General features: G+C 59.2%; 22 protein-coding genes. 17 read left to right on the top strand and 5 right to left on the bottom strand.

All coding sequences use genetic code 11. The annotated features are described in order from the left end of the window. Positions 1-10 precede the first annotated feature (10 nt). The 6 genes from FHT28_RS20710 to FHT28_RS20685 are packed head-to-tail and all read left to right on the top strand — an operon-like array spanning position 11 to position 6666. Complete coding sequence (locus FHT28_RS20710) at positions 11-1051, top strand: NAD(P)-dependent oxidoreductase (RefSeq protein ID WP_113102779.1); 1041 nt, start codon at positions 11-13, stop codon at positions 1049-1051. Then, positions 1051-1992 (top strand): allantoinase PuuE, encoded by a 942-nt coding sequence (locus tag FHT28_RS20705; RefSeq protein ID WP_047563132.1) that lies wholly within the window; start codon positions 1051-1053, stop codon positions 1990-1992. Before FHT28_RS20710 ends, FHT28_RS20705 begins: the two co-directional genes overlap by 1 nt. A 52-nt stretch (positions 1993-2044) precedes the next feature. Then, a complete protein-coding gene (locus FHT28_RS20700; RefSeq protein WP_052212833.1) occupies positions 2045-3688 on the top strand; it encodes a thiamine pyrophosphate-requiring protein in 1644 nt (547 codons plus the stop codon). A gap of 20 nt (positions 3689-3708) precedes the next feature. Continuing rightward, positions 3709-5043 (top strand): dihydroorotase family protein, encoded by a 1335-nt coding sequence (locus FHT28_RS20695; protein WP_168597209.1) that lies wholly within the window; start codon positions 3709-3711, stop codon positions 5041-5043. Positions 5044-5052: 9 nt separating this feature from the next. After that, a complete protein-coding gene (locus FHT28_RS20690) occupies positions 5053-5826 on the top strand; it encodes a glucose 1-dehydrogenase (protein ID WP_047563134.1) in 774 nt (257 codons plus the stop codon). Between the two features lie 54 nt (positions 5827-5880). Continuing rightward, positions 5881-6666 (top strand): SDR family oxidoreductase, encoded by a 786-nt coding sequence (locus tag FHT28_RS20685; RefSeq protein WP_037198037.1) that lies wholly within the window; start codon positions 5881-5883, stop codon positions 6664-6666. 219 nt (positions 6667-6885) lie between these two features. On the opposite strand, the gene FHT28_RS20680 is transcribed toward FHT28_RS20685, so the two are convergent. The 5 genes from FHT28_RS20680 to FHT28_RS20660 form a co-directional block, all read right to left on the bottom strand. Beyond that, complete coding sequence (locus FHT28_RS20680) at positions 6886-7047, bottom strand: hypothetical protein (protein WP_168597208.1); 162 nt, start codon at positions 7045-7047, stop codon at positions 6886-6888. A gap of 84 nt (positions 7048-7131) precedes the next feature. Beyond that, positions 7132-8565, bottom strand: a complete 1434-nt coding sequence (locus tag FHT28_RS20675; RefSeq protein ID WP_047563138.1) for an NAD(P)(+) transhydrogenase (Re/Si-specific) subunit beta — start codon at positions 8563-8565, stop codon at positions 7132-7134. A 19-nt stretch (positions 8566-8584) separates the two neighbouring features. Then, entirely contained in the window at positions 8585-10156 is a 1572-nt protein-coding gene (locus tag FHT28_RS20670; RefSeq protein WP_168597279.1) for a Re/Si-specific NAD(P)(+) transhydrogenase subunit alpha, read from the bottom strand. A gap of 161 nt (positions 10157-10317) precedes the next feature. Next, entirely contained in the window at positions 10318-10599 is a 282-nt protein-coding gene (locus tag FHT28_RS20665; protein ID WP_047563142.1) for a hypothetical protein, read from the bottom strand. A gap of 25 nt (positions 10600-10624) precedes the next feature. Next, positions 10625-11350, bottom strand: a complete 726-nt coding sequence (locus FHT28_RS20660) for a LuxR C-terminal-related transcriptional regulator (protein WP_047563144.1) — start codon at positions 11348-11350, stop codon at positions 10625-10627. Positions 11351-11593: 243 nt separating this feature from the next. Between FHT28_RS20660 and iaaH the strand changes: the two genes are divergently transcribed. The 11 genes from iaaH (at position 11594) to FHT28_RS20605 (ending at position 20911) form a co-directional block, all read left to right on the top strand. Then, positions 11594-13006 carry an indoleacetamide hydrolase gene (gene iaaH / locus FHT28_RS20655; protein ID WP_210255813.1) on the top strand — a complete coding sequence of 471 codons (1413 nt, stop codon included), beginning with the start codon at positions 11594-11596 and terminating at the stop codon, positions 13004-13006. Positions 13007-13064: 58 nt separating this feature from the next. Continuing rightward, positions 13065-14213: an alpha-hydroxy-acid oxidizing protein gene (locus tag FHT28_RS20650; protein ID WP_168597206.1), complete on the top strand. Its 1149-nt coding sequence runs from the start codon at positions 13065-13067 to the stop codon at positions 14211-14213. A 64-nt stretch (positions 14214-14277) separates the two neighbouring features. Next, positions 14278-14886, top strand: coding sequence for a nitrile hydratase subunit alpha (nthA, locus tag FHT28_RS20645; protein WP_047641343.1), 609 nt, complete (start codon positions 14278-14280; stop codon positions 14884-14886). A gap of 13 nt (positions 14887-14899) precedes the next feature. Then, on the top strand, positions 14900-15223 hold the full coding sequence (locus FHT28_RS36705; RefSeq protein WP_081999707.1) for an SH3-like domain-containing protein: 324 nt from the start codon (positions 14900-14902) through the stop codon (positions 15221-15223). After that, complete coding sequence (locus FHT28_RS36700) at positions 15213-15566, top strand: SH3-like domain-containing protein (protein WP_168597205.1); 354 nt, start codon at positions 15213-15215, stop codon at positions 15564-15566. The genes FHT28_RS36705 and FHT28_RS36700 overlap by 11 nt, the downstream gene beginning before the upstream one ends. Further along, a complete protein-coding gene (locus FHT28_RS20630) occupies positions 15566-16066 on the top strand; it encodes a nitrile hydratase accessory protein (RefSeq protein WP_168597204.1) in 501 nt (166 codons plus the stop codon). The genes FHT28_RS36700 and FHT28_RS20630 overlap by 1 nt, the downstream gene beginning before the upstream one ends. Positions 16067-16324: 258 nt before the next feature. After that, the gene (locus FHT28_RS20625) at positions 16325-17632 is read left to right on the top strand and encodes an ABC transporter substrate-binding protein (protein ID WP_113134083.1); all 1308 of its coding nucleotides are present in this window, start codon (positions 16325-16327) and stop codon (positions 17630-17632) included. Further along, the gene (locus FHT28_RS20620) at positions 17629-18390 is read left to right on the top strand and encodes an ABC transporter ATP-binding protein (protein ID WP_234903935.1); all 762 of its coding nucleotides are present in this window, start codon (positions 17629-17631) and stop codon (positions 18388-18390) included. Before FHT28_RS20625 ends, FHT28_RS20620 begins: the two co-directional genes overlap by 4 nt. Beyond that, positions 18374-19069, top strand: coding sequence for an ABC transporter ATP-binding protein (locus tag FHT28_RS20615; protein WP_047563156.1), 696 nt, complete (start codon positions 18374-18376; stop codon positions 19067-19069). The genes FHT28_RS20620 and FHT28_RS20615 overlap by 17 nt, the downstream gene beginning before the upstream one ends. Before the next feature lies 1 nt (position 19070). Next, the gene (locus FHT28_RS20610) at positions 19071-19931 is read left to right on the top strand and encodes a branched-chain amino acid ABC transporter permease (RefSeq protein WP_168597203.1); all 861 of its coding nucleotides are present in this window, start codon (positions 19071-19073) and stop codon (positions 19929-19931) included. Beyond that, positions 19928-20911, top strand: coding sequence for a branched-chain amino acid ABC transporter permease (locus tag FHT28_RS20605; RefSeq protein WP_168597202.1), 984 nt, complete (start codon positions 19928-19930; stop codon positions 20909-20911). The genes FHT28_RS20610 and FHT28_RS20605 overlap by 4 nt, the downstream gene beginning before the upstream one ends. Positions 20912-20986 lie beyond the last annotated feature (75 nt).

Raw genomic sequence — 20986 nt, 5'->3', positions numbered from 1 at the left:
GGATTTTGAAATGACCCTTCTCGTTACCGGCGGCACAGGCTTCGTCATGAGCGTCGTGGCACGGACCTGGCTGGATCGTGATCCCGCCGCCCGCGCCGTCATCCTCGATCGCTCCGGTCTCGATGCCATGGCAGAGCGCTATTTCGCGCCTGTGCGCGATCGGCTGTCGGTCATCATAGCTGACATCTGCGACCCCTCGCAATGGTCGGCTGCGCTCGATGCGCACGACATTAGTGTCATTGTGCATGGCGCGACGATCACGCCGATCTCCCGTGGCAGCGCTGCCGAAGCCAAGCGTCAGCCGGAAGCCGAGGAGCCGGCGAAGATCGTCGACGTCAATCTGATGGGCACGGTCCACATGCTGGATTGGGCGCGCAGCCGCCCCTCGGTCAAGCGCTTCATCTATGTCAGCTCCGGTTCGGTCTATCGCCATCACGGACCGGATTGGGCCGGCGAGCCATTACCGGAGGACGGCTATGTCGCACCGCTGACACTTTACGGCATCTCCAAATTCGCCTCGGAGATGGTGGTCAACCGCTATGCCGACCTCTTCGGCATGTCGTCGCTCAGTGTTCGCCTGGCCTCGGTTTATGGCACTATGGACCGCGCGACCGAGAGCCGCAATTTCCGCCATGTCCCGAACAAGGTGGCACACATGGCGCTGGCGGGCGAGGTGGTCCGGCCAAACAGCCTGGAATCGGTCGGCGACTATATCCACTCCGCCGACGTCGCCAATGCCGTCATCGCATTGCTGAAGGCGCCGCGCCTTCGTTATCGCCATTATAATATCGGCAGCGGACGCATCTCGACGACAGGCGACATCGTTGAATGGGCGAGAGAGCGCGTGCCAACTCTGCAGGTCGAGGTCAGCCCACACGAGACCGCCAATGTCATCCAGGATGCGACGCTGAAGGACGGGATGTGGGGAGAATATGACCTCGCCCGCATCGAGCGCGACACCGATTGGCGCCCGCGCGCCGGCAAGGAAGCCTTCCACGATTACATGGACTGGATCATCGCCAACGAAGGCGTGTCCGAGGAGAAGAAGTGATGTCCGCACTGGCCAAACTGGAAAACACGGAACGCCAGGAACGCGATTTCATCGGCTATGGCCCGAGGCCACCTTTCATGAGCTGGCCCGATGGCGTCAAGCTCGCGATTAACCTGGTGCTGAACTACGAGGAAGGCGCGGAATATTCCTGGCTTGAGGATGGCCGCAACGACAATTGGGGCGAATACAATATTCCAAACAGCCCGCCGGTCCGCGATCTGGGCACCGAGACTCATTTCGAATATGGCAGCCGCGCCGGCGTCTGGCGCTTGGCGCGCCTCTTTGATCGTACTGGCATTCCGATCACCGTGTCCGCCTGTGCCGTTGCGCTGGAGAAGAATCCTGCCGTCGTCGAGTGGATGAATGCCCGCGGCCACGACTTGCTCGGCCACGGTCTGCGCTGGAGCGAATATTCGACGGTCGAGCGCGCGGATGAAGAACGCCAGCTGCACGACGCGATCGCGCTCTATCGGAAGTTGACGGGCCGGCGGCCGCTGGGCTGGAATTGTCGATCCTTCCCGAGCGTCAACACCCGCGATCTGATCGTGAAGGAGGGCGGCTTCCTCTATTATTCCGACCCCTGCAACGACGATCTTCCCTATTTCATCGATCATGATGGCACACGACTTCTCGTGGTCCCCTATTCCAAGACGCTGAACGACAGCCGATATCTGATTGCACCGGGCTACAGCAATCCACGCGATTTCGCAGAGGATTGCCGCTCCGCAATCGATTACATGATTTCAGAAGCGGAGGAGACAGGCGGGCGCATGCTGACGATCGGCGTCCATGCTCGCTGGATGGGGCAGCCAAACCGTGCCTCCGGCCTGCGCGATGTCATCGAGCATGTCCAGAAGACACCGGGTGCTGCATTCATGCGCCGGGAAGATATTGCCCGCCACTGGCTCGACAACCACGAGACCTTCAATCGCGATGCGTGACGGGAATGGGAAGGACGTCGTGCCGGTAGAGAAACGGGAGGAAAGGCAGGTCATGAAGGAAATGAACGGCGCGGAAGTCGTCGCTTCCATCCTCAAGCAGGAGGGCGTGAAGCAGATCATCGGCTTTCCAAACAGCGAACTCTTCGATGCGTCGGCCCATCTCGACATTCCGCCTGTTATCACCAGAACGCCGCGGGTCGCAGTGAATATTGCCGAAGGTTACGCGCGCACCACGGCAGGTCGGGAACTCGCAGTCGTCACCGTACAATATGGCCCCGGTGCCGAAAGTGCCTTCGGTGGCATCGCTCAGGCCTATAATGATCGTGCGCCAATTCTTTTCCTGCCGACCGGCTATCCCCGCGGTTCTGAGGCGGTGGCACCAAATTTCGAGGCCAGCCGAAATTTCCGCCACATTACGAAATGGTGCGAGGCGGCAAGCCGCGTCGAGCATCTGCCAAAATTGATGCATTCCGCAATCACCCGTGTCCGTAATGGTCGTCCGGCTCCCGTGCTTCTGGAACTGCCGGTCGACCTTCTTGCAGAGAAGCTTGATCCTTCCCTTAATCTCTATCAGAGGCCACGCCGCAGCGTGCCGCAGGCGGATGCCGGTGAAATTGCCGAGCTGGTGAATACATTGCTGGCGGCGAAGAGCCCCGTGATCTTCGCCGGTCAGGGCGTGCTGGCCGGTTCGGCCTCACAAGAGCTCGTTGAATTTGCCGAGTTGCTGCGAATCCCTGTCATGACGACGCCGAACGGCAAGAGCGGTTTCCCGGAGAACCATCCGCTGGCACTTGGAACCGCTGGGCGGGCGCGGCCCGCTACAATCGATCACTTCATGGACAAGGCGGATGTCGTGCTGGCGCTTGGGACAAGCCTAACGCGTTCCCACTACATCCTGCCGATCGCCAGGGACAAGGTTGTGCTGCAGGTCACCATCGACGAGGGCGATCTCGGAAAGGACTATCCCATTGCTCAGGGGGTCGTCAGCGACGTTCGTGCCGCGCTTATGCAGATGATCGCCCACGTTAGAACTGAGGGGCTGACTGCCACGGATTGTGGCGATATCGCCGGTGAGATTCGCTCGATCCGAACGGCTTTCATGGAACGCTGGGTGCCATTCCTGACGGCGGACAGCGAGCCGATCTCGCCCTATCGCGTGGTCTGGGAGATCATGCGAGCGGTCGATCCGGCAAAGACGATCGTGACCCATGATGCGGGCAATCCGCGCGACCAGCTCAGCCCTTTCTATGAGGCGTCAGTGCCGGGCAGTTATATCGGTTGGGGCAAGACAACCCAGCTAGGCAGCGGTCTCGGCTTCGCGCTGGGTGCCAAGTTGGCACGCCCGGAAGCAACGGTCGTCAATCTGATGGGCGAGGCGGCGTTCGGCATGGTCGGCATAGACTTCGAAACGGCGATCCGCTGCAGTCTGCCGATCCTGACCGTCGTGATGCGCAACAATGTCCTTGGCGGCTATGCCGCAAGCATGCCGATTGCAACCGGGAAATACGGCGCGAACCGAATGTCGGGCGGGTACGCGCCGATAGCGGAGGCGCTCGGTGGTTATGGCGAATGCGTCACGTCGCCGGCAAAGCTGCGTCCAGCCCTGCTTCGCGCCATCGAAAAGGTCGCTCATGGGCAGGCTGCGCTGGTCGAGGTCGTGACGCATGAAGAGCCGCGCCTGCCGGGGCTCTCCTGATTGCGTGTATGGAGAACGGCATGTTCGACATGATCATATCGGGCGGCACCGTCGTCAATGCCGATGGCGAGGCGAGGGTTGATGTCGCCATAATCGGCGAACATATTGCCGCGCTTCTTGGCCCCGGCGACGCGCCTCAAGCGCGCGTCGTTATCGATGTGGCCGGCTGCCATCTGTTGCCCGGGCTGGTCGACGCGCATGTCCATCTCCGCGAACCTGGCCTGACCCACAAGGAGGATTTCGAAAGTGGCACCCGGGCGGCGGCGCTCGGCGGCGTCACCGCGGTGCTGGATATGCCGACCGATGAGCCTTGGACCGCCACAGCCGACCAGCTTGCCGACAAGATGGCAATGGCGCGTGGTCGGATCCATGTGGATGTCGGCTTCCAGGCTGTCCTTGCCCGAGACGTGAGTCTCGTCGAAAAATTGCTGTCGCTGCGACCCGTCTCGCTGGAGCTTTTCACGGCCGATGTTCCTGAGACATTTCGCTTCCAGACCATGGACGATGTCGCCAACACAATGCGGCGACTGGCCGGATGTGACACGGTGATCGGCATTTCACCCGGCGATCAGTCAATCCTCGAAGGCAGCGCCATCAGTCATCCCGCGGGCGATATCGCGGCATTCCTCGACAGCCGTCCGCCGCTTGCCGAAGCCGGCGGAGTTGCCCGTGCCATATTGGCCGCTGCGGAAACCGGTTCGTGTATTCATGTCCGGCAGATCAATTCGGTTCTCGGCATTTCCACGTGGCGTCGATTGCGTGAGTTGGCCGATGCTACCGTCGAGACCACGCCGCAAAATCTCTTCTTCAATGCGGAGGATTATCGGACGGCCGGCGCGAAGCTCAAAGGGTCTCCACCTCTTCGCGGGGCGCGCGACGTGGCGGCGCTGCGGGCTGCACTTTCGGACGGACTGATCGACATCGTCGCCACGGATCATGCGCCGCATAGCCCCGCGGAAAAGGCGATGACCTATCCTGCCTTTGCCGACATACCCGGCGGCATGCCCGGTTTGCAGACCCTGCTTCAGACAATGCTGATCCTGGTCGAAGAAAAGGTGATAGGCCTGCCTGATCTCGTCCGCATGTGCGCGCGCAATCCCGCGCGGCGCTTCGGGCTCGGCGGGTCCAAGGGCGCGATCGCGCCAGGGCGCGATGCCGATATACTGGTGGTCGATCAGCGGCGGCCGAGCGTCATCAGCAATGCGGAGCAGGCTTCGCGCGCCGCCTACACGCCGTTCGACGGATGGCAGGCGCCCGCAACACTGACCCGCGTCTTTTTGCGAGGCAGGGAGATCGTTCGCAATGGAGCGATCACGGCCGCTGCGTCAGGCCGCGTCATCCAGAGAGAAATATAGGGAGGCATCATGTCCATGCTTGACAGGAAGGTCGCCGTGGTGACCGGCGCAAGTTCGGGTCTTGGTCGCGCAATAGCATTGCGTTTTGCCGCCGAGGGGGCCGCGGTCGTGATCGCCGATACGAGGGAAACGCCAATCGAGGGGGGTGACACGACACTCTCGCTCATCCGCGATGGAGGGGGCAGGGCCTTTTTCGCCCAGACCGACATATCGAGCTGGGAAGCGGTCGACATGCTGGTTGGCGAGACGGTGGAGCATTTCGGCCGGCTGGACGTCATGGTCAACAATGCGGCGATCTACACATCGACCAATCTTCTCGAAACGACACCCCAGCAATGGCAGCAGGTGATGGGCGTGAATGTCACGGGCTACTTCTACTGCTGCAAGCGCGCGGTGCAGCAGTTCCTGACACAGGAACCAGTCAGCGATGTGCGCGGCCGCATCATCAACATCTCTTCTCAACACGGCATGATCGCCTGCCCCGGGGATTTTCCCTATGGCGTGGGCAAGGGTGCGATCGTGCAGATGACCCGCCAGATTGCCGTGGATCATGCCGATGATCTTGTCGTCTGCAATGCGATCGCGCCGGGCAAGATCATCACCGGCAAACCGGGCGTGGCGAACGATCCTGACGCCCTTGATTATTCAAGGAGCCGGACCCCTTGGCCGCGCCTCGGCGCGCCGCGCGACGTCGCCGGGGCCGCACTTTTCCTGGCGAGCGACATGGCCAGCTACATCACCGGCGTCAACCTGATGGTCGACGGCGGCTGGATGGCCGGCTGATCGGTAAAGACAATGAAAGCCGGCTGTTTGCCGGAGAATGAAGGGAGCATGACAATGGATATGGGTTTGAACGGGAAGACGGCGCTGGTCTTCGGGGCTGGGGGCGGCCTTGGCGGTGCGATCGCCCGAACGCTTGCCGGCGAGGGTGCGCGGGTTGCCGTCGCGGATATCAACCGGGAGGCCGCACAGGCCACCACCGATGCGATCGCGTCAGCCGACGGCAAAGCGTTGACACTGGAGTGGGATATAGCCGATCTCTCAGTGATCGATGCGCGTCTCAAGGCTGTCGAGGAGGCATTTGGTACCGTCGATGTGCTGATCAATAACACTGGAGGCCCGCCGCCGACACCGGTGAGCGGCCAGGACGCAGACGCCTGGCAACGCTTCTTCCAATCGATGGTATTGCCGGTCATCGCCATAACCGACCGAGTTCTTCCCAGTATGAAAGCGTCAGGATGGGGCAGGGTGATTACCTCGACATCGTCAGGCGTGATCGCCCCTATCGCCAATTTGGGCATGTCGAATACGCTGCGCACCGCGCTTCTCGGCTGGTCGAAGACACTCGCGCAGGAGGTCGGTCGCGCCGGCATCACCTCGAATATCGTTCTTCCCGGACGTATTGCCACGGGTCGCATCACCTTTCTTGACGAGCAAAAAGCCAAGCGTGAGGGGCGTACGGTCGAAGAGGTATCGGCACAAAGTACGGGGTCCATTCCACTGGGCCGATATGGAGACCCGCAGGAATATGGTGACGTCGTTACGTTTCTCGCAAGCAAACGCGCTTCCTACATCACTGGCAGCGTCATACGGGTGGATGGTGGGCTGATCGCGAGCATATGACTTTGTCGCTAGGCGTTTAAAGACAACGTACGCGACCTCTCCATGGAGAACCATGAGTACAACTGAAATGCATATGAAATCAAATAGGCCTGACCTTCGAGTCTCATCAGAGCCGCAATCAGCTTTATGATTGCGGTTTTGCTAACATTGCGTTCAAGGGGTTGGCTTGCCCCTTGAGCGCCCAAAGCTGGCTGCAGCACTTTCTTTATCTTTTAATGGTCAAGCGTCTTTGATCAAATTTTCCAGTCCGCTTTTTTTGGCGGTATCCCACTTGGGGATGACTATCGCTTCGCCAGTAATGCCGTTTCCGTATTTCAAACGACCAAGATGGCTGTAGAAGATAAGTGCGGCAGCTAGTCGGTCGATGAAGCTATCTGGCACCGTTCAAATCAAAACGACACCGCTTCAATTCGGCTTGACTCCTGCATATGTCAGTGCCTTAAGCGCTGACATATGCAGCGACGCCTAGGCGAGCTTCAGCAAGAGCTCACCGACGGACTTCCTCGCATCACCGTAGAACATTCTCGTGTTCTCTTTGAAGAACAGCGGATTCTCGATACCCGAATAGCCGGTGCCCTGCCCGCGCTTTGAGACGAATACTTGTTTCGCCTTCCAAACCTCAAGAACGGGCATGCCGGCGATCGGGGAATATGGATCCTCCTGGGCAGCCGGGTTGACGATGTCGTTGGAGCCTATGACGATCACGACATCGGTTTCATGAAAGTCCTCGTTGATCTCGTCCATTTCAAGGACGATGTCATAGGGAACCTTTGCCTCCGCCAGGAGAACATTCATGTGGCCCGGCAGGCGGCCGGCAACAGGATGAATGGCAAAGCGCACATTCTTGCCGGCGGCTCTCAGCTTGCGGGTGAGCTCTGATACCGACTGCTGGGCCTGTGCCACCGCCATGCCATAGCCAGGGACAATGATGACCGAATCCGCGTCGTTTAGTGCAGCAGCAACACCGTCTGCGTCAATGGCAATTTGCTCACCGACGATCTCCATCTGAGGGCCAGTGGTGCTACCAAAGCCGCCAAGGATGACAGAAACGAAGGAGCGGTTCATCGCCTTGCACATAATGTAGGAGAGGATCGCACCCGAAGAGCCAACAAGCGCACCGGTGACGATCAAGAGATCATTGCCAAGGGTGAAGCCGATCGCCGCAGCCGCCCAGCCAGAATAGCTGTTCAGCATCGACACAACCACCGGCATGTCGGCGCCGCCGATCCCCATGATCAAATGGTAGCCGATGAAGAAGGCGAATGCAGTCATCAGGATTAGCGTCCAGATACCGGCACCATTGACATACGCAAGAAGCAGGATCAGCGAGAGGATCGCCGCACCCGCATTGAGGAAATGCCCGCCGGGCAGCTTCATCGCCTTGCCGTCGATCTTGCCCGCAAGCTTGCCGAAGGCGATGACGGACCCTGTGAAAGTCACGCCGCCAATGAAGACGCCGAGAAACACCTCGACCTTCATAATCGCCAGCTCGACCGGAACCTTGTGAGCGAGGATCCCGGCGAAACCGTCAAGAGCAGCTCGTCTGGCTTCGTCCAAACCGGATACGCGCGCGGCTTCGAGATGGGCGTTGAAACCGATGAAGACGGCCGCGAGTCCGACGAAGGAATGCAGGGCTGCGATGAGCTGCGGCATTTCCGTCATCTGCACCCGGCTTGCGACAGACCAGCCAAGCACGGCGCCACCTGCGATCATCAGGGCAATAATGAACCAGTTGCCGATCCCCGGACCGAAGACCGTGGCGACGATGGCAAGCGCCATGCCTGTCATGCCGTACCAGACGGCGCGCTTGGCGCTTTCCTGTCCGGAAAGTCCGCCAAGCGACAAGATGAAAAGAACAGCCGCCGAGATATAGGCCGCGGAAACGATACCTGTTGTCATGATGGTGAGCTCCGACTGATTACGACTTCTGGAACATTGCGAGCATGCGCCGTGTCACCAGGAATCCGCCGACGATGTTTATGGTCGCGACCAGTACCGACAAAGCTGCAAGCGTGACGACCAGCCAGTTGCCGGATCCGATCTGGAGCAGCGCGCCAAGGATGACGATGCCCGAAATCGCATTGGTAACCGCCATCAATGGTGTGTGCAGCGAGTGCGAGACATTCCAGATCACCTGAAAGCCGATAAAGCACGCGAGCATGAAGACCACGAAATGGTTCATGAAGCTCGGCGGCGTGAAGGCGCCGGCGAGCAGGAGCAGCGCGGTGCCGACGGCAAGGAGCGCGCCATGACTTCTCGTCTGAACCTTGAAGGCGGCAGTTTCCTGCGCCCTCTTATGCTCAAGCGTTAGCTCCCTTGCCTTTTCCTTTGGCTTCTGTGCGGCGATCGCCGGCACCTTGGGCGCCGGTGGCGGGTAAGTAATGGCACCGCCGTAGGCAACCGTCGCTCCGCGGATGACGTCGTCTTCCATATTGTGGACAAGCTTGCCGTCCTTGCCCGGCGTCAGGTCCGTTATCATGTGACGAATGTTGGTCGAATAGAGCGTCGAGGATTGCGCCGCCATACGGCTCGGAAAATCCGTATAGCCGATGACCGTAACGCCATTGTCCGAGACGACCTTCTGATCGGTAACGGTCAGGTCGCAATTGCCGCCGCGTTCCGCAGCGAGGTCGACGATGACGGACCCCGGCTTCATCATGGCCACCATGTCGGCAAGCCAGAGCTTCGGGGCGTCGCGCCCGGGGATCAGGGCCGTAGTGATGACGATGTCGATCTCGGGAGCAAGTTCGCGGAACTTTTCCAGCTGCTTTTCGCGAAACTCCGGAGATGACGGTGCTGCATAGCCACCTGTTGCTGCACCGTCCTGCTGCTGTTCCTTGAAATCGAGGAAGACGAACTGGGCGCCCATGGATTCGATTTGTTCGGCGACTTCAGGGCGTACGTCGAAGGCATAGGTGATGGCGCCAAGCGAGGTCGCCGTGCCGATCGCCGCAAGGCCTGCAACGCCGGCACCGATGACAAGGACTTTCGCCGGCGGCACCTTGCCGGCGGCCGTGACCTGGCCGGTGAAGAACCGACCGAAATTGTTGCCGGCCTCAATCACCGCCCGGTAGCCGGCAATATTGGCCATCGACGAAAGAGCGTCCATTTTCTGTGCGCGTGATATGCGCGGGACCATATCCATGGCGATGACGTTGCAGGCCCTTGCCCTCGCCTCTTCCAGAAGGCCGCTATTTTGGGCCGGATAGAAAAACGAGATCAGCGTCTGCCCACGTCGCAGAGACCCCATTTCCGAAGTTTCCGGGGGGCGAACCTTCACGACAATATCGACATTGGCATAGAGTTCGCCTCTATCCACGACTGCGACCCCGGCTCTTTCGTAAGCCTCGTCGCTGAAGCCGGCTGACCGACCGGCGCCTTTTTCGATCAGGCATTCGTAGCCCAACTTTTGTATCTGCTGCGCACTATCGGGCGTCATGGCGACGCGCGCTTCTCCCTCCATCACCTCCTTAGGTGATCCGACTCTCATCTTCATGGCTTATCCCGGTGACCCGGCTCCCAGACCAGTATCTTTCTCCCGATCTCGCACAAGTAACGTTGCGGACCGCGACGGGTAACGAGCAAAGTGGAGAGCGCCTGTCCAGTGCACAATGACGCGGAAATGACGGTTTTTGTCGTACACGGCATAGTCTAATCGATTTTTATTTTTGACTGGACCTTTGCCGCAAGTGAAATGGAGAATTGTAGTATGATTGGCGTTATGCGCACCTCGAGAAAGAATGCGGCTTTGTGGGAATTTCCCAACAGGTCGCCGTCGAGATCACGGTACATTCCCCAACCTTCTTCCCGCCCTCTTAACGTGTACCGTCTGGAGGGATGATGATCGCGCTCTTTGGATGCAAGGTCCGAATGGAATTTGGCAACACCGGCCTCGGTGAAGGTTGTTCCGGGCGAGATCTGCTGGGCAGCCAACGGAGTGTTCGTGCGATATTTCAGACTATTGCGAGAGCCTTGTGACATAGGCTGCCAGCTCCGCTCTGTTTGAGCAGCCAATCTTGCAAAGGCAACGGCTGATGTGCGTGCGTACCGTCGCAAAGCCGATATTGAGAACGCGCCCGATATCTTTATCGGAGCAGCCGCGAGAGACGAGGAGGGCAACGTCGCGCTCGCGTTCGGTGAGCACGGAGAGTGTTATGTCCGGCGATGCCGAGAGTGCGCGTGTAAGCAGCGGCGAGAGCACTTTTAGCAGGCCGATTTCGCGATCGGCAAAGTCTGGCTGACGGTTGGTTCGCCAGATGCGCAGATCCGCGAGTTCTCGACCACCGACCTTAAGGAACAAATTGATTCCGTGGTCTAAACCGTCCTTCATCAGAAAGTCGTTGAAGAACTCGGTCTTACGCAAATCCGATCTGCAGATGACCTCATCCACATATGCTGGGCGCCAGAGGCTCCGCAACTGGCGGGTCATTGGATCGCGATACTGATACCAGCTGCGATATGCCTTGATGTTGTCCAGGGACTGATTGATGACAAAGGGATCATGATAGGAGTTTGACTTCGGGTTCCATATGAAGGAGGCCAGCGCCTCCGAACGCATCAGGCGCAGAATGTCGGGAAAAATCGTTTCCCTGATCTCAACCGATCCAAGGCTGGTTAGCCTGCTGACAATATCGGCGAAGAGGCTCGCCTCATCGAACGTCAAATCGTAGACAGTCCCGGTCATGATGAACCCAGTTATTAGCGGGATCGTTGTCCCGTCTTGTTCCCTTATGGGGAAGGGAAGCAAATAACATATCAAAAAGCAAGAATATTCAGATGCAGCCCATGAGATCGGTCGGCCGCTATGCTTCCGCGGTAGTCCTTTGGACGGCATTTGACATGTGACCTTACCAACAAAATTGCTGATGGTGGCGAACGCGCATTCTGACTAGCTCTGCGGATGTTGGAAATTCGTGCGAGTGCTACAATGACACCCAAGGAATTTACGTTGACCGAGGCATCCGCGGCGATGGCGCAAGGGACTCTAAGTGCGGAGGAGCTTGTTGCGGGTCTGCTGAAAAGATTGGACAGTCTTCCCGCGATCAATGCCTTTGTGTCCCTTGATGCGGAGACGGTGCTGCGAGACGCGCGCCAGGCAGATGTTGATAGGGCGGCCGGTCGCATCCGGGGGCCGCTCCATGGTCTGCCGATCGCCTTCAAGGACAATATCAATGTCAAAGGCTATCCCACGACGGGCGGGACGCCGTCGCTTCGCGCCTACCGGCCGACGGACAACGCGCCTGTGGCGGCCCGTCTTCTAGAGGCCGGGGCAATTGCTTTCGGCAAGAATGGAATGCATGAACTTGCCTATGGTGCGACTTCGGACAACATTGCCTTTGGCGCACCGCGAAATCCTTTCGATCAGAGGCGCAGCGCCGGCGGCTCGAGCGGCGGTAGCGGGGCCGCTGTAGGTGCTCGTTTTGTTCCTGCCTCCATTGGTACCGATACCGGCGGCTCCGTTCGCATTCCGGCGGCTTTCTGCGGCACCTGGGGCTATCGCCCGACCACGGGGCGGTGGCCGACTGCTGGCATCGTGCCGATTTCCACGACGCGCGACACTCCCGGTCCAGTTGCGTTAAGCGCCGCAGATATCGTGCTTCTGAACAGTGTCGTTACGCGTGCTCCTGCAGTGAAGGCCTCGACGGCCAAAGGGGTTCGGCTCGGAATTCCGCGCAAACATTTCTGGGAGGTGGTCGATCCCGGTGTTGCGGCAGTTTGCATGCAGGCGCTCGACAAGCTTGTTTGCGAGGGTGCGGAACTCGTCGAAGTCGATGCGGGGGGCTTGCTGGACCCCTACGCTTTGTCTTCCATGCCGATATCGATCTATGAGGGTAAAGTCGCGTTATCAGCATTTCTGGCAGATCATGGCATTCCTTTGACTTCCGCGGAAGTTGCAGAACAGGCAGCCGGCCACGATGTGCGGGAACTGCTTCTTGCGCAACTCGATCCTGCCACCGCAGTGAGCAGCGAGGCCTATCACGCCGCGATTGCCATACACCTTCCTGCGTTGAAAGCGGCCTATGCCGATCTATTTGTCTCGAATGGCATTGACGCATTGGCATTTCCCGTTTGCCGCGTGCCGGCGCCGCTTCTCGATCAATCCGATACGGTGGAAATCGATGGTAAGCTGTTTCCAACGTTTACAGCATTGATACACAATACCGATATCGGCAGCACGGCCAGCCTTCCGGGCATCAGTATTCCGGTCGGCTGCACGCCGCAGGGGTTACCGGTTGGTTTGGGTCTCGACTATCCCTTCGGCAGAGACATTGATTTGCTCGCGCTGTCGCTCGCCATCGGTGATCTATTTCCGGCCCCGTCGCCAAATCTCGGCGGATGATGGCAAGCGGGCGTCCCATCGTTCATAAAGTCTCGAGCTTTCCAAAATTGAGGCAAAAATGGTCGACCTGATCAATTTCGAGGATATGCGTCAGCGCGCGCGTCGTCGTCTGCCACGTATGGTTTTCGATTATCTTGAGGGAGGCGCCGGCAGCGAGCGAGGCCTGAGCCGCAATCGAACGGCACTCGACAATGTTCTGTTTAATCCGCATCGATTGATCGCTGTGGATCGCAGAGATCTATCGGTCCGTCTGTTTGGCAAAACCTACCGCATGCCACTGGCAATTGCGCCGACCGGATTGAATGGCGTCTTGTGGCCCGGCGGCGATCTTGCTCTCGCACGCGCCGCGGCCCGGTATGATATTCCGTTCTGCCTTTCGACCGCGTCGACATCGACCATCGAAGAAGTTGCTCGTGCCACGGATGCGGAAAAATGGTTCCAGCTCTACGTCCTCAATCGCGAACAGGCACAAGCTTTCGTTCGCCGCGCTCTTCAAGCTGGCTATTCAACTCTCGTGCTTACCGTGGATGTGGCCGTCAATGGGAAGAGAGAGCGCGACCTGCGTTCGGGTTTCAAGGTGCCTTTCAAACTGTCTCCTAAGATAGTCCTCGATGCTGCCACGCACCCGCGCTGGACCCTCGCGCAGCTTAAATGCGGCTTGCCGCAACTCGCCAATTTTGCCTCGGCCGATGTCGCGGACATAGCATCTCAATCGGCGCTCATGGCCCGGCAGATGGATGCGGGTTTTGACTGGGCGGCATTTGCAGCGCTTCGGGACCTCTGGCCGCATAAATTGATCGTCAAGGGCGTCCTATCGGTTGCGGACGCGCTGCTCCTGGAGAAGGCGGGCGCGGATGCCGTCATCTTTTCCAACCATGGTGGACGGCAGCTGGAAGACGTGCCCGCGTCGATCGAGCTATTGCGTCTCGCACGCGAGATGCTTCGCATTCCGATTTTGATGGACAGTGGCATCCGATCCGGCTCAGACATAGCCAAGGCCGTCGCTTCCGGAGCAACGATGGCACTGTCAGGCAGGGCGCTTCTCTACGGATTGGCGGCAGCAGGGGAGGCGGGTGTTTGCCAGGTGCTGGAAATGCTCAAGGCCGAATTGGATAACACACTCGCATTGCTCGGCTGCGCACGCGCGGAATCCCTTTCTTGCGAATATCTCTTTGCAGGCAAGGAGAAAGTGCATCCGCAGAAATGATGATATACTGGGATGAAGCTGCGGCTAGTCTGGATCTGTCTTGGATTTGTTGGAGCAAACTGCCATGAGCCACGATGATCATACGCTGCCCCCTTCCATGCTTGCGCTTCGCATTAAAGCGATCGAGACGCTCATGGTCGAAAAGGGCAAAGTGGATCCAGGGGCGGTATCGGAAATTGTCGATATCTTCCAGAACAAGCTTGGCCCGCGCATCGGTGCCGGAGTTGTGGCGCGCGCCTGGTCCGATCCGGCGTTCAAGGCGCGCCTGCTTGAGAACGGAACCGAAGCCCTGAAGGAGATGGGGATCGGCGGCCTGCAAGGCGAGGCGATGGTCATCCTGGAGAATACACCGGAGGTTCACAATGTGATCGTCTGCACCCTTTGCTCCTGCTATCCGTGGACCGTCCTCGGCCTGCCGCCGACATGGTACAAATCCGCCCCCTATCGCAGCCGCATTGTCATCGAGCCGCGCTCTGTGCTTGCTGAGTTCGGCCTGACAATTGCCGACGAGCGCGAGGTCAGGGTCTACGACAGCAATGCAGAGATCCGCTACATGGTTCTGCCGGAGCGTCCAGCCGGTACGGAGGACTGGAGCGAGGAAAAGCTTGCGGCTCTTGTCACTCGCGATTCCATGATCGGCACTGGCGTCCCGCTGACAGCTTCGGCAATCTGAGAAGAGCAATATCATGAGATCGATTGCAGATATGGGCGGAATGCAAGGCTTCGGCCCGGTCAATCGCGCCGATGATGACACGAGGTTCAAGGAGGAATGGGAGGCGAAGACCTTTGCGGTCAATCTCCTGTCGCTGGCGGCCGGCTGCTTCAATATCGATGAAAGTCGCTACTCGATGGAGCGGATGCCGCCGGTCGACTATTTGAACACCTCGTACTTCGAACATTGGCTGTATTCGCTTGAGGATCTCTTGACGACGAAGGGGGTCTTCACGCGTCAGGAATTAGAAGCGCGGATCGCCGAGCTTGTGGCAAAGGAGGCTGACAATGCTGCCTAAGGAGATGGTTGCCGTGGCGATCGCCACCGGCGCGCCTACTTTGCGCGCAATTGGGACCCTGCCGAAATTTAAGCTGGGTGACGTCATCAAGACCACCAACGATAACGTTTCCGCCCATACGCGCCTTCCAGGCTATGCTCGCGACAAGCGCGGGACGATCGTCGCATATGAGGGAGCCCATGTCTTCCCGGACGCCCATTCGATCGGGCTCGGGGAACGTCCCGATCACCTCTATCGCGTACGCTTCGAGAGCGAAACGTTGTGGGGCAAGGGAAGTGATGGACCAGGAGCCGTCTACCTGAACCTCTGGGAAAGCTATCTGAAGGTGGGAGATTTGTCGTGATGCCCCGCGACTTGACGATTGATCAGCAATGGCTCGACAACGGGCCGGCCTTTTCCGAGCCGTGGCAGGCAGAGGCCTTTGCGCTCACAATGCAACTATCGCGCGCCGGGCATTTCACATGGACGGAGTGGGCCACGGCTTTCTCAAGCGAAATCGAAACCGCGCCCCAAAGAGGAGACGAGGACGTCAACACGGCCTATTACCGCCAATGGATGCAGGCGTTGGAAAAGATCGTCGCCGCGCGCGGTCTGATAAGCGGCGGGGAGGTTGAGGAATACGAGGAACACTGGCGACGTTCCTATTTTCATACGGAGCATGGCAAGCCGATCGAGTTCAGCAAGGGGCTCGCGCCGATACCTTTAGGTGCGCTTCAAGAGTTTGAACACGCACATGAGCATGCGCACCACGGGCACGAACATCATCATTGTCATGCCGGTCACCACGATGCGGATGTCGGCCCGATCACTGTCAGCCCGGCGAGCCGGCGAGCGACAGCCTAGTCTCTCCTTCACAAACGACATCCACTTTTAAGCGAGCCGCCGATTGTGGGGCCAGGGGCGCCGATTTCACCTTTTTTGCCCTAATTTGAAGCGCAAATGCCGGGAACGGCAAATGCGGAATTATCCGCAAAACTGTTGATCCCGCGCTCGTACGCTCGCCCCTATCATGCTGCAGATCGGTTGCCGGTTTCCGCCTGCGACGGGTCTGCAGCTGCAAAAAGCCGTCCTGACGGCAACAAAATCGACAGAGGAAGAACAATGACATTCTCGCGCGACAACATGAGGTTTACTCGCCGTAGCTTCCTACAGGTCATAGGAGCGGGTGCCGCCGCTGGAGCGGCGACATCCGTTCTGCCGGCTCCGGCTATCGCGGCCAGCCCGACGATCAAGATTGGCTATGTCAGCTCGAAGACGGGGGCGCTTGCGCCGTTCGCGGAGGCTGACCCTTTCATCCTCGGCAAGGTGCGCGAGGTGTTGAAGGATGGGCTTGTCAACAACGGCAAGACCTACAAGGTCGAGATCATTGACATTGACGACCAGTCGAATTCCGACCGCGCTGCCACTTCGGCAAGCCAGTTGATTAACAACGATGGCGTCAATCTCATCCTGGCGCAGGGTGCGTTGACCAACGTTCCGGTCGCATCACAATGCGAGACGGCTGGCATCCCGAGCATTACCACCATGGATCCGTGGCAGGGCTGGATGTTCCCGCTCAAGGGCAAGCCGGATGTTGGGTTCAAGTATGTGAACCATTTCTTCTGGGGTATCGAGGACATCATCTCGACCTTTATCGGTATGTGGGACGCTCAAACGACCAACAAGAAGGTCGGCACGGTCTGGTCGAACGATCCGCCCGGCAAGGTCTTCGGCAATGCGGACATTGGCTTCCCCGCATCGCTCGGCAAGGGCGGCTATTCGATTGTCGACGTCGGCGAGTTCCAGCCGGGTGCAGACGATTTCTCACGCCAAATCGTTGCCTTCCGCGATGCCGGCTGCGATATCGTGACGGGTCTCTTCTCCCCACCGGAATGGGCTGTGTTTTGGCGTCAGGCGCAGCAGCTCGGCTTCAAGCCGAAGATTGCTACACCCGCCAAAGCTCTGCTTTTCCCATCCGGCATTGAGGCTCTCGGCAAAGCCGGCGACGGAATGTCGACGGAAATCTGGTGGACACCGAACTACCCCTTCAAGTCGACGCTGACGGGGCAGTCATGCGCCGAGATCGCCGCCGAATATTCCAAGTCGTCGGGCAAGCGTTGGACGCAGCCGATAGGCGTTGTCCATGCCTTGTGGGAGCTGGGGATCAACACGTTGAAGAATGCCGCCGATCCGACAGATCCGGATGCAATCCAGGCAACCATCAAGTCGACCAGGATGACGACGGTCGTCGGCGATATCGACTGGGCCGGAAGCCCAATCAAGAATGTTGCCAAGCTCAAGATCGCAGGCGGCCAATGGCGTCTACAGCCGGATGGTGCTTATGATCTGAAGGTGACCTACAACAAGAACGCTCCTGAAGTTCCAATCCAGGCTGACTTCACAATGGACTTGGCCAGGAAGGCTGGATGATGCCGGCGGCTGATACAACCAGGTCGCTCACTGTCGAAAATGTCGTGAAGTCCTATGGCGGACCGATTGTCTTGGACGGAGTCAGCATCGAAGTTGATCATGGGAAAATTCTCGGAATTATCGGCCCCAACGGCTCTGGTAAGACGACGCTGTTCAGCGTGATTTCCGGAACCTTCGCGCCCTCGTCCGGCAAGGTATTTCTTGCCGGACGGGACGTCACTTCGCTTGGCGCTTCGGCGCGCGCCGTTGCCGGCATCGGCCGGACGTTCCAGGTCCCGCAAACCTTCTCGCACATGTCGGTCTACGAAAACGCGCTGGTCGCCGCCGCGTTTGCGGGGGCTCTCAAGGGGCGTGAAGCGGAAGACGCGGCCTTACAGGCGCTGGAAATCTGCGGGCTCAGAAGCCGCGGCGACCTGATTGCCGGCGGGCTCCCGCTGCTTGATCGCAAACGGCTAGAGCTGGCGCGAGCGCTGGCTACCAAACCCTCGGTCCTCCTGCTCGACGAAATTGCCGGCGGGTTGACAGATGACGAGGCTGCCGGCGTTGCGGCCATTGTGAAAGCGCTCGCGGCAAGCGGTCTCGCGATCATCTGGATTGAACATCTGGTTCACGTCCTGACACATGCCGCCGACGAACTCGCGGTGCTTGGCGAAGGACGCATCATCGCGCATGGCGAGCCGCATGAAACGATGCGTATGCCGAAGGTGCGTCAAATCTATCTGGGCATGGAGCCTGACATTGATGATATCGATCACTGACTTGCGGGCTGCCTATGGTCCGCTGCCGGTTCTGTTCGGCCTCGACCTAAATGTTGCACGCGGCGAGACGCTCGCGCTCATCGGGGCGAACGGCGCCGGCAAGACCACGACCTTTGCGGTAATGACGGGCCGGCTGAAGCCACAGGCGGGCAGCGTGTCGGTTGCCGGTCGCGACATCGCGGGCCTGACACCGATGGATATCGTCAGCCACGGTCTGGCCCTTGTGCCGGAGGGGCGACAGCTCTTTCCCAGCCTTACAGTGGAGGAGAACCTGGTTGTCGGCGCGCATTCGCGCCGCGCAGGCGCATGGCACCTAGAGCGTGTCTACGAAATATTTCCGACCGTCGCGGAATTCCGCAAGCGGCCGTCCACCGCGCTTTCCGGCGGACAGCAGCAGCTTGTCGCGATCGGCCGCGCCCTCATGTCGAACCCTGAAGTGCTATTGTGCGATGAACTCTCGCTCGGCCTGTCTCCGGCGGCTGTCGATGTCGTCTATTCAGCGCTTCAGAAGTTGCGTGGCGCCGGGCTGACCACCGTAATCGTCGAGCAGGACATTGCACGCGCGCTTGCATTCTCAGACCGCTTCGCCTGCATGCGGCACGGCCGGATTGTTCTTTCTGGCTCGTCTACCGCGGCGGACCGGACCGAGATATCCAACGCATATTTCGGGATGCGCTGATATGTTGGAAACCTTGATCAATGGTGCACTGGTCGGTGCTCTCTACGGCCTCTACGGTCTCGGCCTTTCGCTCTGCCTTGGGTTGATGCGTCAGATCAATCTTGCCCATGGGGACTTTATCATCTTCTCGGCCTTTATTGCCCTGCAACTGATGACGCATTTCGGTATTCACCCGCTGCTGGCACTGCCGATCGTTGCACCGATCATGTTTGTGGTGGGTTGGCTCTTGCAGCGCTTCGTCATGGAACGGACGCTCGGGCGCGGCGAGATGCCGCCTATTCTTGTCTCGTTCGGTCTTTCGGTGATTCTCCAGAACGTCATGCTGGAACTTTTCAGCGCGGATACGAAAAGTCTTGATCCCGGCGCGCTCGGAACGGCCGCTGTCAATCTGGGCTCGGTCGCCATCGGCGTTCTTCCGCTCCTCACACTGGCGGTAGCGGTTGGAATTTTCGCCTTGACCGCGGCCGTCTTCGGCAGCACGCGCTTCGGTCGCGCCGTGCGCGCAACGTCCGACAACGAGGCGGTTGCGCAGTTGATGGGTATTCGCACGCGCCGTGTCTTTGCCAACGCGATGGGCGCCGCATTGGCGATTTCCGCCATCGCCGCGATCTTCTACGGCATGCGTGGCACGTTCGACCCATCGACTGGGCCTGAGCGCATGCTTTTCGCCTTCGAAGCCGTGATCCTCGGTGGGTTGGGCTCGATTTGGGGTACGCTTGCGGGGGGCATTATCCTCGGCATCGCCCAGGCATCCGGCACCTTAATTATCCCAAGCCTTGGCCCGCTTGTCGGTCACATCGTCTTTCTGATCGGCTTGCTGCTGATGCCAGGCGGCCTCTTCACTAAAAGGATACGTGCATGATCATGGCTTCGCCTCTTGCCCGGTCACTCGCGGCTGTCGGCATTTTAGCCGCGGTTCTTCTTGTAATCCCGCTTGCCGGGTCGCGCTACGCTATACTCCTGACGACGGAAATCGCAGCCGTTCTTTCAATAGCTCTCATGTGGAACCTCCTTGCCGGCTTTGGGGGGATCGTCTTCATGGGCTTCCAGGTTTTCATCGGTATTGGTGGGTATACGCTGTTCGTAGCTTCCAACGGTCTTGGACTGCCGCCGTTTCCCTTTGTTGTTCTCTCCGCCCTCGTGTGTGCTGGATTTGCGCTTTTGATTACGCCGATCCTCTTTCGCCTTTCAGGCGCGCAGCTTGCGATCGGCTCCTGGGTTATCTCCGAAGTCATACGTCTCATCGTCTATCATACCAGTGCATTGGGTGGCGGCGGTGGCATGGCGCTGACGGCCGTGCGCGGCATTGACCGATCCGTTCGGCTGTTTGCGACCTATGGAACGTCTGCGCTTGTTCTTCTCGTGGCGCTTCTGGCATGCATAGCGCTGATGCGCGGCCGGTTCGGGCTCGCATTGCGCGCCATGAAGGACAGCCCACTTGCAGCCGAGGCCATGGGCGTGACCATCCGCAAGACGCAGACCTACGTCCTTTTGGTCGCGGCAGCGATCGGCGGGGCGGCCGGTGCCTGCTATTACATGGTCGTCCTGCAGGTCAGCCCGACGGCGGGCTTTTCCATGAACTGGATGGCGATCATTCTCTTCGCCGTCATTCTCGGTGGCATCGGTACGCTCGAAGGTCCGATCGTTGGCGTGGCGATCTATTTCCTGCTTCGCGAGACTATGGGCAATATCGGCTCGCTCTATTTCATTATCCTTGGCCTGCTCGCCATCGGGGTCATGCTATTGGCGCCTGGCGGGGCCTGGAGCTTGCTGAAGTCTGTGATCAGGATCGACTTGCTGCCGATCCGCCGCACCATGAGGGAAGCCGGCCAGAGCGCGTAAGCCGGATAAGGCGTAGAAGGAAATTGATGGCCGTTGGCCGCCGATGATACGCTTGCTTAAGCGGCCTGTATCGAG

This window comes from Rhizobium sp. SG570, assembly GCF_012275345.1.
Classification (GTDB): Bacteria; Pseudomonadota; Alphaproteobacteria; order Rhizobiales; family Rhizobiaceae; genus Rhizobium; species Rhizobium lusitanum.
This window is presented reverse-complemented; position numbering and strand designations above follow the sequence as displayed.

Excerpts from the sequence above, each read along its gene's own strand:
- FHT28_RS20710 (WP_113102779.1), top strand. The coding sequence starts at position 11 with ATGACCCTTCTCGTTACCGGCGGCACAGGCTTCGTCATGAGCGTCGTG.
- FHT28_RS20705 (WP_047563132.1), top strand. The coding sequence starts at position 1,051 with ATGTCCGCACTGGCCAAACTGGAAAACACGGAACGCCAGGAACGCGAT.
- FHT28_RS20700 (WP_052212833.1), top strand. The coding sequence starts at position 2,045 with ATGAAGGAAATGAACGGCGCGGAAGTCGTCGCTTCCATCCTCAAGCAG.
- FHT28_RS20695 (WP_168597209.1), top strand. The coding sequence starts at position 3,709 with ATGTTCGACATGATCATATCGGGCGGCACCGTCGTCAATGCCGATGGC.
- FHT28_RS20690 (WP_047563134.1), top strand. The coding sequence starts at position 5,053 with ATGTCCATGCTTGACAGGAAGGTCGCCGTGGTGACCGGCGCAAGTTCG.
- FHT28_RS20685 (WP_037198037.1), top strand. The coding sequence starts at position 5,881 with ATGGATATGGGTTTGAACGGGAAGACGGCGCTGGTCTTCGGGGCTGGG.
- FHT28_RS20675 (WP_047563138.1), bottom strand. The coding sequence starts at position 8,565 with ATGACAACAGGTATCGTTTCCGCGGCCTATATCTCGGCGGCTGTTCTT.
- FHT28_RS20670 (WP_168597279.1), bottom strand. The coding sequence starts at position 10,156 with ATGAGAGTCGGATCACCTAAGGAGGTGATGGAGGGAGAAGCGCGCGTC.
- FHT28_RS20660 (WP_047563144.1), bottom strand. The coding sequence starts at position 11,350 with ATGACCGGGACTGTCTACGATTTGACGTTCGATGAGGCGAGCCTCTTC.
- iaaH (WP_210255813.1), top strand. The coding sequence starts at position 11,594 with ATGACACCCAAGGAATTTACGTTGACCGAGGCATCCGCGGCGATGGCG.
- FHT28_RS20650 (WP_168597206.1), top strand. The coding sequence starts at position 13,065 with ATGGTCGACCTGATCAATTTCGAGGATATGCGTCAGCGCGCGCGTCGT.
- nthA (WP_047641343.1), top strand. The coding sequence starts at position 14,278 with ATGAGCCACGATGATCATACGCTGCCCCCTTCCATGCTTGCGCTTCGC.
- FHT28_RS36705 (WP_081999707.1), top strand. The coding sequence starts at position 14,900 with ATGAGATCGATTGCAGATATGGGCGGAATGCAAGGCTTCGGCCCGGTC.
- FHT28_RS36700 (WP_168597205.1), top strand. The coding sequence starts at position 15,213 with ATGCTGCCTAAGGAGATGGTTGCCGTGGCGATCGCCACCGGCGCGCCT.
- FHT28_RS20630 (WP_168597204.1), top strand. The coding sequence starts at position 15,566 with ATGCCCCGCGACTTGACGATTGATCAGCAATGGCTCGACAACGGGCCG.
- FHT28_RS20625 (WP_113134083.1), top strand. The coding sequence starts at position 16,325 with ATGACATTCTCGCGCGACAACATGAGGTTTACTCGCCGTAGCTTCCTA.
- FHT28_RS20620 (WP_234903935.1), top strand. The coding sequence starts at position 17,629 with ATGATGCCGGCGGCTGATACAACCAGGTCGCTCACTGTCGAAAATGTC.
- FHT28_RS20615 (WP_047563156.1), top strand. The coding sequence starts at position 18,374 with ATGATATCGATCACTGACTTGCGGGCTGCCTATGGTCCGCTGCCGGTT.
- FHT28_RS20610 (WP_168597203.1), top strand. The coding sequence starts at position 19,071 with ATGTTGGAAACCTTGATCAATGGTGCACTGGTCGGTGCTCTCTACGGC.
- FHT28_RS20605 (WP_168597202.1), top strand. The coding sequence starts at position 19,928 with ATGATCATGGCTTCGCCTCTTGCCCGGTCACTCGCGGCTGTCGGCATT.